Below are 13623 nucleotides of genomic sequence, written 5' to 3'. Positions count from 1 at the left end.
TTTCCTATTAATTAAAACAATAATTAATCTTCAGATTCATCGGATTCATAAGAGTCTTCTTCTTCGCCATCTTCATCTTCGTAGATGTGACTATTTTCAAAAGACTCAACTTCATCATTTGAAATTGTTCTGATTCCAATATTTGCAGTTCCAGTTTGTTCTATAAGTTCCTTTAATTCATCATCATCTGATTTTGAATTCTTATCGTCTATATTATCAATCTTAGTTAATTCATCTTCGTCAACTTCAAGATCAACTTCATTGCCATTTTCATCAAGAACTTGAATTTCAAGAGCTAATGCTTGAAGTTCTTTTATTAATACTTTGAAGGATTCAGGAACTCCTGGTTGTGGAATGTTTTCGCCCTTAACAATTGCTTCATAAGTTTTAACACGACCAACAATATCGTCAGACTTAACTGTTAGCATTTCTTGTAGTGTATGACTGGCACCATAAGCTTCAAGAGCCCAAACTTCCATTTCTCCAAATCTTTGTCCACCAAATTGTGCCTTACCTCCAAGAGGTTGTTGTGTAACAAGTGAGTAAGGTCCAGTAGAACGAGCGTGGATCTTTTCATCAACCAAATGGTGAAGTTTTAGCATATACATGTAACCAACAGTTACAGGGTGATCAAATTCTTCTCCAGTTCTACCATCTCTTAGTTGAATCTTTCCATCTCTTGAATATCCAGCTTCTTCTAAAGTATCGAAAATGTCATTTTCATTTGCACCATCAAATACTGGTGTGGCAACATGCCATCCAAGTTTCTTGGCAGCAAGTCCTAAGTGAACTTCAAGTACTTGTCCAAGATTCATACGAGAAGGAACCCCTAGTGGGTTAAGAACAATTTGAATTGGTGTACCATCTGGCATATAAGGCATATCTTCTTTAGGCATTACCCTAGAAATAACCCCTTTGTTACCGTGACGACCACACATCTTATCTCCTACTTGAATCTTTCTTTTTGTAGCAACGAAAACTCTAACCATTTCATTTACACCTGGTTGAAGTTCATCTCCATCGGCTCTATTAAATGTCTTTACATCAACTACAATTCCATGCTCACCATGAGGAAGTCTAAGTGAAGTATCTCTAACTTCTCTAGCTTTTTCTCCGAAGATTGAACGAAGAAGTCTTTCTTCTGCAGAAAGTTCAGTTTCTCCCTTAGGAGTTACTTTTCCAACTAGAATATCTCCTGGTTTTACTTCTGCACCAATTCTAATAATTCCTCTTGAGTCAAGATCCTTTAACATATCTTCGCCCACATTAGGAATATCTCTTGTAATTTCTTCAGGTCCAAGTTTTGTATCTCTTGCTTCAGATTCATATTCTTCAATGTGAAGTGAAGTCAATACATCGTCAATTACAAGTTCTTGACTTACAAGCATAGCATCTTCGTAGTTGTATCCTTCCCAGTTCATAAAGGCTATTAGGATATTTTTACCAAGAGCCATTTCACCTTGATCTGTTGATGGACCATCGGCAATAATTTCACCAGCTTCTACAAGGTCACCTTCATTTACTATTGGTCTTTGATTAATAGTTGTACCTTGGTTTCCGCCCATGAATTTGTGTAGTTTATATGAGTCAATTCCCTTGTCAGATTCTCTTTCAACTTCAATGTGAACAGAATCTACTTTTTTAATTTTTCCCTTGTTCTTAGAAACTACTACAACACCTGAGTCCTTTGCTGCCCTATATTCAATACCAGTTCCAACAACAGGAGCTTCAGTTTTTAATAGAGGCACTGCTTGACGTTGCATGTTAGCACCCATTAGAGCTCTGTTGGCGTCGTCATTTTCTAGGAAAGGAATCATGGAAGTACCAACAGCAACAATTTGTTGAGGTGAAACGTCCATGTAGTTTACATCTTTAATGTCAAAGATATCAGCATTACCACCATGACCTCTGGCTGCAATTCTATCTTCAACGAATTTATTATTTTCATCAAGTCTTTCGTCAGCTTGAGCAATGATTTGTTCGTACTCAACATCGGCAGTTAGATAATCAATTTGATCAGTTACAACTCCGTCAACGACTTTTCTATATGGAGTTTCAATAAAACCATAATCATTAATTCTTGCGTAAGTCGTAAGGGATGTGATAAGTCCAATGTTTGGACCTTCTGGTGTCTCAATAGGACACATTCTTCCGTAATGTGAGTTATGGACGTCACGCACTTCAAATCCAGCTCTATCTCTACTCAACCCACCAGGTCCAAGTGCAGATAACCTTCTCTTGTGAGTTAATTCTGATAGAGGATTGTTTTGGTCCATAAATTGTGAAAGTTGTGAAGAACCAAAGAATTCTTTTATCGCAGCTGTCACAGGTCTAATATTTATAAGTGATTGTGGAGTTGTCGCATCAACATCTTGAACTGTCATCCTTTCACGGATAACTCTTTCCATTCTTGAAATACCAATTCTAAATTGATTTTGAAGAAGTTCTCCAACTGATCTTATTCTTCTGTTTCCAAGATGGTCGATATCATCAACACTACCCACATTATTCATAAGTCCAAATTGATAATTTATGCCAGCGATAATATCGTCGACTAAAATATTTTTTGGAGATAATTCTCTATGAGCTTTTACAAGCTCTTCCTTAAACTTTTCTGTATCTTCAGAATATTCATCATAAAGTTCATCGAAAAGTGGTCTATAAACTTTTTCTTTAAAGCCAAGTTCTTCCATGTCGAAGTCAAGATCATATGCGTCTACAAAAGAAAAATTATTTCCAATAACAATAGTATTTTCTGTTGCGTGTTCATAATTTTCATCAGTTTTTACAAGAACTTGGTTCACTCCAGCTGCTTCAATTTTTTCAGCCTTTGCCCTGTTTAAAAGTTCGCCAGCTTCTGCCAAAATTTCTCCAGTCATTGGGTCTATTATATCTTCAGCAGGAATATTATTTTCTAGTCTTGCAGAAATTCCAAGCTTTTTGTTGAATTTATATCTACCAACTTTTGCAAGGTCATATCTTCTATCATCGAAAAACATATTTTCAAAAAGAGATTGAGCTGAATCAATAGTTGGTGGTTCGCCTGGTCTTAATTTCTTATAAATTTCAAGCAAAGCTTCATTCTTATTAGTAGTAATATCTTTTTCAAGTGTCTTTAGAACAGCTTCACTTTCTCCAATTACATCCATGATTTCTTGGTTAGATTCAACACCAAGAGCTCTTAATAAGATTGTAATAGGAATTTTTCTTGTTCTGTCAATTCTTACATTAATTACGCCTTGAGCATCAGTTTCAAATTCAAGCCAAGCTCCTCTATTTGGAATAAGTGTAGCCGAATAGATTTTTTTACCTGTCTTGTCTCTTTCTTCCTTATAATATGCTCCAGGACTTCTTACAAGTTGTGAAACTACAACACGTTCTGCCCCATTTATTACAAATGTGCCAGTTGGTGTCATGAGCGGAAGGTCGCCCATAAAGACTTCTTGTTCCTTAACTTCTCCCGTTTCACTGTTGATAAGTCTTACCTTTGCCTTTAATGGCGCAGAATAATTTGTGTCTCTCTGTTTAGATTCGTCTATATCATATTTGATTTCATCAGATAAATGATAATCTACGAATTCCAAAATTAAATTTCCAGAGTAATCCTCGATAGGAGATACGTCATCAAAAACTTCTTTTAACCCTTCTTCAATCAACCATTTGTATGAAGAAGTCTGCACGTCAAGAAGATTTGGAAGTGACATAACTTCATCTACACGAGAAAAACTCATTCTCTCACGTTTCCCATATTTAACAGGATGTACCATTAATTTTCTCACCCTAGCCTTTCAAATGAGTGTATCCAATTAGAGTACAAATCACCACTCTAATTATTATTATGCAAATAGGTATTTTATCATTTTTACTGACACTTTGCAAGGTTTTTAAATAAAAAAATCCTGCCAAATGGCAGAATTCTTTTTTTTAAAGTCTAATATAAGCGTAACCTTCGTTTTGAAGCTTTACGATTTTTGTAATAACTAAATCTTCAACTTTGATTTCTGATGGAATTAGTTCTGGTGAAAGTCTATTTTCTTCTAATGCTTTTTTACCAATTGTAATATTAACTTTAGGATTTCCTAAGATTCCTTGGAAGTCTATTCCAGAGTATCTGTTAAATAATGCAGCAGCTTTTGACATAGCAATTATTTCTACTTGGATATCTTCGAAGTTATTTAATAAGTCCTTTACGTTTGATATTACAGATGACCATTTGTCTTGTTCTACTACGTGAAAAATTACCTTCATATCTATCACTCCTTATTAGTTAACATTTTACACTAATAAAGAGAAAAAGAAAAGGTCAATGGAGAAATTCCTATCTTTTTAAAAGTAGCCTAAAAATTTCTTTTATTTCATCAACTCTAAATACAATTAAAAGAAATAAATAAATTATACCGGCAACAATTATTGAAATTAGTAGAGATAAATTAATCCCTAGGCTCTTTGTCAAAACATCGTAAACAATTTTTGACACAAGGGCCATAAGAGCAGAAGAAACTGTTATTTTTACAATATTGGTCAAAAGTGTTTTATCAAAAACATTTCCAATTAATTTTATTGAAGAAAAATAAATTGTTAAAGCTCCAACTATAAAAGAAATTGATGTGGCTAGAGCTATACCTCTTATTCCCATAATCTTTGAAAGTAAAAAGGCAAGTACAATATTTATTCCAACAATTACAACAGAATTAATAACTGGAGTCCTATTGTCACCAAGAGAATAAAAAACTCTTGAAATTATTTCACGAACTCCAATACCTATTACACCAAAGGCAAAAAAGGAAAGTACTATTGCGGTAATCTTCGCATCTTCAACAGAAAATTCTCCACCAACAAATAATAAATTTACAATTGGAAAAGAAAATATATAAAGACCAAAGGCAGCTGGCACAACAAGTATTAGCATGTTGGAAAGGCCTTCTGAGAGGGCAGTTTTTAAGTTTTTTAAATCCTTTTTAGAGCCAAAACTTGCAAGCTTTGGATAAGTTGCAGTGATAATTGAAGTTACAACAATTCCTGTAACAAAACTTTGCAGCTTGTAGGAATAATTTAAGATTGAGATTCCACCAGCGTAGGCTCCCGATGCAAGAGAACGCGATATCATAAAGTTAATCTCAATGGCAGAAGTTGAAATCAAAATTGGAAGAATAGACTTAAATAACTTCTTAATATCTTCATTAAAATCAATTTTTAAAGAATGCTTGTAGCCAAGTTTCTTTATTGGTCTAATAAAGATCCCATATTGAAGAACAAAAGCCAATAAAATTCCCACAGCAAGATAATTTATTCCCATCTTGTAGGCAAGCCCCATGGAAATAATTATTATGATGTTCATGATAATTGAGTGAAGGACTGAAATCACAAATTTTTCATGAATTTGTAAGTAGGCTTTATAAATAGAACTTACTGCTGTCACTGCAATTGATAGCATGGCAACTCTTGATACAAAAATTGCCAGTTCAAGTTTTTCTCCAGAAAAACCTTCAGCCATTAATTTCACAAGCGGTCTTGCAAATATAATAGAAAGAATAGTTACAAGGGCAAATACAATAAAAATTATATTTGATAGATTTGCAGTGAACTTGTCTGCAAGATTTTTGTCCTCCCTCTCTCTTATTGAGTCGTACATAGGAATGTAGCCATTGGCAACGGCGCCACTAATGACATTGGTAAAGGTCATTGGAAGTTGAAAGGCAACTAAAAATATATCTGCCACCATGCCAACTCCAAAAAAGTAAGCAAGGGCCTTCTCCCTCAAGAGTCCAAAGACCTTTGAGAGTATTGTAATAATCATAAGTATATATGAAGTCTTCATTTTTTCTCCTTTAAAAAATCTATTTGAATACCTCAAGTATTATATATTTATTTAAGATATATTACAAGCAACTAACTTAGTATTAAGTTATAAGATAATAGTAATTAAAAATAATTATAAAAATTAATGGATAAAAAAATACGTCAACTGTAAAAAACATTTATTCTTTATGGGTTTTTCTCTTAACTGTTTACTATCATTATATAGATATACACTTTTTTTGACTAAACCTTTGCAAATTATTATAATTAAAGTTATATATGATACATTTAACCTAGTTAGCACTATCTCTTATGCAAGTATTGGGGTCATTGAAAAATAATTAGGATTTCTTCCTCTAATGCAAGGTACACTTCATACTTTTATAAGCACATTTCTGTAAATGAATCCATCTTAAGGAGTGATATAAGATGAAAAAAAAGTTTTTATTATTATTAGTATTTATTAGCCCCTTAATCTTAAGCTTTGTAATCCTTATTCTTGATAGATTTTTAGATGTGCTTCCTGGCAGTTTCTTTAACATGAGATTTTGGGATGAAGTCGAATTTATGAAAAAGTATTTATATGCTTCTACTATATTGGGAACTTATCTTTTATATAAAGACTATTCGGATAAAGATAAATAAATTTAAAAATTTTAATCCATAACTTTATAATATCCTTTAATTTAAAAATATAAAATATATTTTCTTGCATTAAAAATGACATCTTAAATTGGAATATAGATCCAACTTAAGGATGTCATTTAAAATTTTTGCTCTAAATTGTTTTATAATAACTTTTAATTACTCTTTCATTAGTTTGAAAAAATTCAAAGGATTCAAATTTCTATTCATTTTTCAACTTAGTTTCGATTATACTCGAAATATTTTTTTATTTTTAATTTATTTCTAGTATAATCGAAATTGTAAAAATTTATTTAATAAAAAAGTGATGCTAAGAATAAAATTAATTATTCTAAAACATCACTTAAAATAAATTATATGAAACTATTAATAAACATAACTAGTGGAAAAATTATAATTAATAAAAAATTTAATATACCAAACAAAACTGACTTCTCTTTAATTGCAAAGATAAGACCAATAAGTCCAATAATCCTACAGATAAATAAACTTGTGAGACCAGTTGGTCTTAGGTTTGTAAAATTTTCAAAAATATCTACAGGCAAGAAATAAGAAATTATAAAAACTCCAATTCCAATAAAAAATAAGATTTTACTAATACTTTTTCTCATAAGTTCCTCCTAGTCAAATCCTCTTATCAAATCAATGGGATCAATCTTTAGAATATTTTTTAAAGATAATTTGTAGATTAAGATATTTATACCATAAATCAAAATTCCAAAAACAAGGAAATATTTATATTCAAAATAAGACAACAAAATTTTCATATCCAATGTTGGCGAAATTTTTGCAATTACAAATAAAGCAGCAAAACTTACTGTTAAAACTATTGCCAGAGATTTGATTTCTTCTAATATAAAATCTCTTGTATATTTATATATTAGTTCTTCCCCATCTATTCCACAAGACATTAAAGATCCAATTTCTTTTTTCCTTGCCATTAAACTTAAATTAATGGAAGAATATCCATTAGTTATATTTAAAATGAAAATTATGCCTGCAATAAAAACTATCATAAGTCCAAAAGTTTTTACGTCTTTCATGCGACTTGCTTCTACATCTTTGCTTGTAGTTAAATTATAAGTTTCATTGTAGGCAATGGAAGAATCTAATCTCTCTTTAACTTCATTCTTTATATCGTCTAACTTATTTTCATCAACTTTCATTGAGAGTTCGTAGGTGTTTCTTCTCAAGTCATTGTTGTTTTTTAAATAGTATTTATTCCATTCATCTAAGAGTTTAAAATATGTGTCAAAGTCAACATATAAATTCACATAAAAAGGTAGCCTTCTTTGCCTAAAGTCCTTTGTGTCATCGATTAATTTATCTACTTTGATTGAATAATTGTAATCTTTTTTCTCTGTTATAGAGTAATTTAAACTATTTATGTTTTTAAAATATTTTGTTGTTTCTGATCCATCAATAGGTGCATTTGGATTGACTTGGACCCTATTTAATAGCAAAGCCTCTCCCTTTTTGCCACCTATTTTTTCAAAAGTTTGATCATCTAAGGCCGTAATAATTCCATCGAGATAAAAATCTTCGCCATTATCATAATATTTGCGGATTGTTTCATGTAAATCAAGAGACCTAAACTCATCTGAATAATTTTGATCCTTACTAAGGGAAATATATTTTTCAGTTGAAAGGAAGGCTCTGTGATTTTCTGTAGTCTTCATTATATCCTTTAAGACATTTGGAACTTCAGCTTCATTTGAATGAATTAGTATATTAATATTCGTATTGTAAGTGTAAGTATTCTTCACCCTATTGTACTTTGCCATAGAGAAAACTATCAAAAAAATTGATACAATTATCATTCCAATTGCAGAAATATATCTCTGAGAAGAAATAGTTTTTAAATTATTTATCTTTAATTCCTTCCAAATATCTTTATTCCTTTTTAGTTTTATATTTTTGTCACTAAAGTTGCCCTTTATACCATCAATTATATTTATCTTTGCGATTTTTTTAGCTGGAGCAAATATTGATATGAAAATTATAAAAAAGCAAATTAATAGAACTACAAGTGAAAGGCTTGGCGAAAATTCTATATACTTGTACTTTTCCTCTTCCTCTACAATCCTTTGAATTCCAAAATTGAGGAGGTTGATTCCTCCATATCCGAAAATATGTCCCAAAACTATTGGTAAAAATGAAATTTTTAATCCATCTTTTAAAAGCAATTTATAAATTTGATAATCTGTTGAACCAATGGACTTGTACATTGAAATTTCTCTTATCTTTCTTAGACCCCAAACTGTAAAAATATTTTTTACAAAAAATATAAAAATGAGGATTGTAGCAAATATTAAAATAGAGTCTACAATCACCTGCCTATTTTGTTGTAAAAGACTTTCATCAACTTGATAATAGTCTTTCATTATCTCGCTAAATGCAAGTTCTACTTTATCTTTATTCAAGGCAGATGCTATTTCTTTTTCTAAATTATCTTTATTACTATAGGCTTTTCTAAAATTATGGAATCTTACAAAGCTATTAGTCTTTGCATTCTTTCCTATGACAGTAGACGCATAAAAAATCTTCATATTTTCATTGTAAAGATTTCTTGTGAGACCACTTATTACATATTCTTTGCTATCTTTTCTTATAAATTCTTCATCCTTAGTAACACTTGAAACTGCTTTTATTGGTTTTCCATCAACCAATCTATTTCCAAATTCTACTTCAATCTTATCCCCAATTTTTAAATTTTCTTTTTTTGCAAGACTTTTTGGTATGGTAATTTCATTATCTTTTGCAGCAAAGCTCCCCTCTTTTAACATATTATCTTCTAACATCTTGTTAAAACCCTGGTCTGTGTAATTTATTACTAAGACATTTTTGGATAACTTGGCAGAATTATTTTCTACTGCAACTTCTCCTACTTCTTTAATATTATTTATTTCTTTTAATTTACTTGATTCACCAAAAACTGTATCAGACATAATTTTAGCATCATAAATTGATCTGTTCCTAAAATGTTCATAATCAAACTTATTATTTACATATCCAAAGTAAACACAAAATGTAAAGAAAATTGCAGTTATAAAAAGTGAAAGTGAGATTGAGAGATTCTTCCTATTCATTCTTATCATCTCCCACTACTTTTCCATCAACAATTGTTATTACCCTTTCTGCCTCTAGAGCTATGGACTCATCATGTGTGATTACTATAATTGTCTGTTTTAAAGTCCTGTTAAAATATTTTAAAATTTCAATTATTTCTCTTGAATTCTCCCTGTCTAGGTTTCCCGTTGGTTCATCAGCGAGTACAAGAGACGGAGAATATATAAGACTTCTTGCTATGGCAACCCTTTGTTGCTGACCACCTGATAGTTCACTTGGAAAGGAATCCAACTTATTTTCAATTCCTAGCTTTCTAACTGTATCTAATAGGACTTCATCATTGATTTTTCTCTTATCAAGCTTTAGGGGCAACTCAATGTTATGCCTAACTGTTAAGTTGGGGATTAAATTATAAAATTGATAAATTAATCCTACTTTTCTTCTCCTAAAAAGTGCTAATTCTTTTGATGAATATTTTGAGATGTCATTGCCGTCTATAAATATTTTTCCAGAACTTGGATTGTCCACACCACCTAACAAGTGAAGAAGAGTTGACTTGCCTGATCCACTTGGTCCAACAATTGCAACAAATTCTCCTTTTTCTATTTTTAAATTAACATCATCAATTGCTCTTACAAGATTTTCTCCACTTCCATAAGTTTTTGATAAATTTTCAGTTCTAACAATTTCCATATGTACCTCCCTCTATTTGTCTTAATAATAAAGGGTTAAAATGACTTTTAAGTGACATTGTAAAATTTAATTTTAAAAATCGCACCATCTTTTCCATTTATTACAGATATATCTCCATTGTTAGCCTCAACAATTGATTTTGCCATGGCAAGACCAATGCCAAATCCCTTAGAGTCAGGACTCTTGTAAAATCTTTCAAATATTTTTTTGAAGTTTTCTTCTTTAATACCTCCTCCGTCATCTTCAACTGTTATCTCTGTATAAATTGGATTTTTATTTGTAGAAATTTTAATTTTTGTAAGTCTATCAAGGCTTAAGGCATTCTTTATAATATTTATTAGGGCTTCAGATATCCAATAGTAATCGACTTTTATCTCATAATCTTCGTAGTCACAAACAATTTTTACCTTTTTCTCATCGATTGATTTTTTCAAAATATCTAATGCATAGTCAATTATTTCTGAAATCAATACCTCTCTCTTCTCCATCTTGTCTATATTCGCATCAAGACTAGATAGCTTTAACAAAATGTCAGCAAGAGAGTTAAGCCTTTCCAGTTGAAGCTCAAGCCCTTCAATCTCTTTTTTATTATCTTTAGTCTTATCAATTGTTTCCAAGTCAAAAACCATTGAGGTAATTGGAGTTTTTATTTGATGGGCAATATCCTCTAGGTTTTGTGTTTGCTTTTTTGAGTTTTTTTCCACTAATTCTCTAGCTTCAACAAGTTCTATAAAAATTTTATAAATTTTATCTTCAAGGATTGAAAACTCATCTTGCACCATGGGAATTGAATAATTTTTTTCTCCCAACCTATCTATTAATTTCTCAAGTTCTTTTATTCTCTTTTTCTCTCTTGTTTTCAAAAAATAATATAGAGCAAATAAACTCACAAAGTAAAATAAATAAATCATCAGTCCATCCTATAACCTATTCCACGAATTGTCTTAATAATGTCTCTGTCACTTTTATCTCTAATTCTTTTGATAGTAGCAGTGAGTGTATTATCGTTGACAAACTTTTCTCGACTATCCCAAAATCTCTCTAGCAAAAAATCCCTAGTAAAAATTCTATTGGGGTTATTTATAAATAATTTCATCACTTCAAATTCCAATGACGTTAAATCTAGTTTTTTATCTTTATAATAAAAGCTTCCTTCATTATTGTTTAAAGTCAGGTCCTTAAAGCTAATAAAATCATCTTTAACAAGAGCCGTTCTAAGAGTTTTGTCTATTCTCGCTCTTAAGATAGAGAGCTTAAAAGGTTTTGTAATGTAATCGTCGGCTCCACTGTCCAGGGCCCTAACAATAAATTTCTCATCATTTTTTACTGTAGTTATTATTACCCTAACATTATTTTCTTTCAAAATATTCATCAAGTTTATTCCATCTCTATCAGGCAAATTTATATCAAGAATCGCTAAGTCAAAAGAATTGTTTATTTTTATCTTTGCTTCTTCGAAACTTTTACAAGTTTCTACTTTAAAATCATTTTTTGACAAGTAGGACTCAATGCCACTTGATAAAATTTCATCATCTTCTATTAAAATTATTTTTTTCATTTGATCACCTAACATAATCTTGTAAACAAATTCTATCATACTTTGGTTTTTAAAAGAATTCCTAATCATTTTGGCAAATTATAAATCTTCACAAGAAAAAAGCACCGGTCTTTGCCAGTGCTTGTGTTTTTAAAATTTTATTCTATAAATTCTTTTGAGTCAATTTCTACAAAATTTATGCTGCCTCTTGATACTATTTTCATCTCTCCTGTCAATTGATAAATCCAATTTGATATAAAAGGTTCATGAGAAACTAATATATAATTGCCCTCTTGGTCAAGAGTTTTTAAGATATCTCTTATTCTTCCACCTGCAAGATAATCTTTTACTTCAAAGTCTTTATCCAAATGTTTGGATAAAATTTCTGCAGTTTCCTTGGCTCTTTCAAGTGGTGAAGAATATATTTTGTAGGATCTTTTGTCTTCTAAGTTATTGGCAAAGGCTGTGAAAGAATTTTCTAATTTAATCTTTCCAATTCTTGTAAGTTTTCTCTCGAAGTCATCATCTGCATAGATTTCTGCTTCTCCGTGTCTAATAAAGTAAATTTTCATTTTAAATTATAAAAAGCTTCAAAGCCTGGATAGTTTGAAAGATCTCCCAACTCATCTTCAATACGAAGAAGTTCATTGTATTTTGCAACTCTTTCACTTCTTGCTGGTGCACCAGTTTTTATAAAGCCGGCATTTGTTGCAACTGCTAAATCTGCTATTGTTGAGTCTTCACTTTCTCCAGACCTGTGAGAAATTATTGCAGTGTAATTGTGTCTTTTTGCAAGTTCTATTGAATCAAGAGTTTCAGTTATTGTTCCAATTTGGTTTAATTTTATTAAAATTGAATTTGCAGATTCTTTTTCAATTCCTTCTTGAAGTCTCTTAGTATTTGTTACAAAGAAGTCATCTCCAACTAATTGAACCTTATCTCCAATTAAGTCAGTCAAGTGTTTCCAACCTTCCCAATCATCTTCTGCAAGTCCATCTTCTATTGAATATATTGGATATTCATTAATTAATTCTTCATAGAATTTAGACAGTTCTTCTGCAGTAAATTCACGTCCTTCTCCTGCTAGGATGTATTTTTTCTTGTCTACATCATAAAATTCTGAAGCTGCTGCATCAATTGCAAGTACAATATCCTTACCTGCTTCATAGCCTGCAGCTTTTACTGCTTCAAGGATGCAGTCAAAGGCTTTTTTATTGGATTCAAGATTTGGTGCAAATCCACCTTCGTCACCTACACCAGTTGAAAGTCCTTTGTCTTTTAAAACTTTTTTAAGAGCGTGATAAACTTCTGCACCCATTCTTAGTGCTTCTTTAAAAGTTTCAGCTCCTATTGGCATGATCATAAATTCTTGGATATCCACGTTGTTGTCAGCATGTTCGCCACCATTTATAATATTCATCATTGGAATTGGCATAGTCTTTGAATTTACTCCACCAAGATATTGATAAAGTGGAAGTCCTGCTTCATTTGCTGCTGCTCTTGCTACTGCAATAGATACTCCAAGTATTGCGTTTGCTCCAAGTTTTCCCTTGTTTTCTGTTCCATCAAGTTCTATTAGCATTTTGTCAATACCAAGTTGATCAAAAACATCAAAGCAAATTAATTCATTTGCAATTATTTCATTTACATTTTTAACTGCTTTTTCAACGCCTTTTCCATTATATCTTTCTTCTCCGTCACGAAGTTCTACAGCTTCGTGAATACCAGTTGAAGCACCACTAGGTACAATTGCAGAACCAAAACCACCATCAACTGTTCCAACTTCTACTTCAACAGTTGGATTTCCCCTTGAATCAAGGACTTCTCTCGCATAAACATAATCAATTAAACTCATAATTCCTCCTAAGTTAAAATAATTT

11 protein-coding genes are annotated in these 13623 nt (G+C 31.2%); 1 reads left to right on the top strand and 10 read right to left on the bottom strand.

What is annotated here, in order from left to right; all coding sequences use genetic code 11:
* Positions 1-23 precede the first annotated feature (23 nt).
* From rpoB to murJ, 3 genes are all read right to left on the bottom strand, one after another.
* The gene (gene rpoB, locus BN3657_RS05110; protein ID WP_062552035.1) at positions 24-3767 is read right to left on the bottom strand and encodes a DNA-directed RNA polymerase subunit beta; all 3744 of its coding nucleotides are present in this window, start codon (positions 3765-3767) and stop codon (positions 24-26) included.
* 157 nt (positions 3768-3924) lie between these two features.
* Positions 3925-4248 (bottom strand): DsrE family protein, encoded by a 324-nt coding sequence (locus BN3657_RS05105; RefSeq protein WP_019138007.1) that lies wholly within the window; start codon positions 4246-4248, stop codon positions 3925-3927.
* 70 nt (positions 4249-4318) lie between these two features.
* Positions 4319-5818 (bottom strand): murein biosynthesis integral membrane protein MurJ, encoded by a 1500-nt coding sequence (gene murJ / locus BN3657_RS05100; RefSeq protein ID WP_062552034.1) that lies wholly within the window; start codon positions 5816-5818, stop codon positions 4319-4321.
* A 410-nt stretch (positions 5819-6228) separates the two neighbouring features.
* Between murJ and BN3657_RS05095 the strand changes: the two genes are divergently transcribed.
* Entirely contained in the window at positions 6229-6444 is a 216-nt protein-coding gene (locus BN3657_RS05095) for a hypothetical protein (RefSeq protein ID WP_062552033.1), read from the top strand.
* 353 nt (positions 6445-6797) lie between these two features.
* Here the strand turns inward: BN3657_RS05095 and BN3657_RS05090 are convergent, their stop codons facing one another.
* The 7 genes from BN3657_RS05090 to eno form a co-directional block, all read right to left on the bottom strand.
* Positions 6798-7055: a hypothetical protein gene (locus BN3657_RS05090; protein WP_062552032.1), complete on the bottom strand. Its 258-nt coding sequence runs from the start codon at positions 7053-7055 to the stop codon at positions 6798-6800.
* 9 nt (positions 7056-7064) lie between these two features.
* Positions 7065-9533, bottom strand: a complete 2469-nt coding sequence (locus BN3657_RS05085) for an ABC transporter permease (protein ID WP_062552031.1) — start codon at positions 9531-9533, stop codon at positions 7065-7067.
* Positions 9526-10206, bottom strand: a complete 681-nt coding sequence (locus tag BN3657_RS05080) for an ABC transporter ATP-binding protein (protein ID WP_062552030.1) — start codon at positions 10204-10206, stop codon at positions 9526-9528. Before BN3657_RS05080 ends, BN3657_RS05085 begins: the two co-directional genes overlap by 8 nt.
* Positions 10207-10253: 47 nt before the next feature.
* The gene (locus BN3657_RS05075) at positions 10254-11117 is read right to left on the bottom strand and encodes a sensor histidine kinase (RefSeq protein WP_062552029.1); all 864 of its coding nucleotides are present in this window, start codon (positions 11115-11117) and stop codon (positions 10254-10256) included.
* Positions 11117-11764 (bottom strand): response regulator transcription factor, encoded by a 648-nt coding sequence (locus BN3657_RS05070; protein WP_062552028.1) that lies wholly within the window; start codon positions 11762-11764, stop codon positions 11117-11119. The genes BN3657_RS05075 and BN3657_RS05070 overlap by 1 nt, the downstream gene beginning before the upstream one ends.
* A 137-nt stretch (positions 11765-11901) precedes the next feature.
* Positions 11902-12315 carry a SixA phosphatase family protein gene (locus BN3657_RS05065; protein WP_062552027.1) on the bottom strand — a complete coding sequence of 138 codons (414 nt, stop codon included), beginning with the start codon at positions 12313-12315 and terminating at the stop codon, positions 11902-11904.
* Positions 12312-13598, bottom strand: a complete 1287-nt coding sequence (eno, locus tag BN3657_RS05060; RefSeq protein WP_062552026.1) for a phosphopyruvate hydratase — start codon at positions 13596-13598, stop codon at positions 12312-12314. The genes BN3657_RS05065 and eno overlap by 4 nt, the downstream gene beginning before the upstream one ends.
* Positions 13599-13623 lie beyond the last annotated feature (25 nt).

This window comes from Peptoniphilus phoceensis (genome assembly GCF_001517665.2).
Lineage (GTDB): Bacteria > Bacillota > Clostridia > Tissierellales > Peptoniphilaceae > Peptoniphilus_A > Peptoniphilus_A timonensis.
The sequence above is the reverse complement of the archived record's forward strand: the minus strand, read 5'-3'. Positions and strand labels throughout refer to the sequence as shown.

Bases quoted from the DNA above. Each gene is read 5' to 3' on its own strand.
- rpoB (WP_062552035.1), bottom strand. From the start codon at position 3,767: ATGGTACATCCTGTTAAATATGGGAAACGTGAGAGAATGAGTTTTTCT.
- BN3657_RS05105 (WP_019138007.1), bottom strand. From the start codon at position 4,248: ATGAAGGTAATTTTTCACGTAGTAGAACAAGACAAATGGTCATCTGTA.
- murJ (WP_062552034.1), bottom strand. From the start codon at position 5,818: ATGAAGACTTCATATATACTTATGATTATTACAATACTCTCAAAGGTC.
- BN3657_RS05095 (WP_062552033.1), top strand. From the start codon at position 6,229: ATGAAAAAAAAGTTTTTATTATTATTAGTATTTATTAGCCCCTTAATC.
- BN3657_RS05090 (WP_062552032.1), bottom strand. From the start codon at position 7,055: ATGAGAAAAAGTATTAGTAAAATCTTATTTTTTATTGGAATTGGAGTT.
- BN3657_RS05085 (WP_062552031.1), bottom strand. From the start codon at position 9,533: ATGAATAGGAAGAATCTCTCAATCTCACTTTCACTTTTTATAACTGCA.
- BN3657_RS05080 (WP_062552030.1), bottom strand. From the start codon at position 10,206: ATGGAAATTGTTAGAACTGAAAATTTATCAAAAACTTATGGAAGTGGA.
- BN3657_RS05075 (WP_062552029.1), bottom strand. From the start codon at position 11,117: ATGATTTATTTATTTTACTTTGTGAGTTTATTTGCTCTATATTATTTT.
- BN3657_RS05070 (WP_062552028.1), bottom strand. From the start codon at position 11,764: ATGAAAAAAATAATTTTAATAGAAGATGATGAAATTTTATCAAGTGGC.
- BN3657_RS05065 (WP_062552027.1), bottom strand. From the start codon at position 12,315: ATGAAAATTTACTTTATTAGACACGGAGAAGCAGAAATCTATGCAGAT.
- eno (WP_062552026.1), bottom strand. From the start codon at position 13,598: ATGAGTTTAATTGATTATGTTTATGCGAGAGAAGTCCTTGATTCAAGG.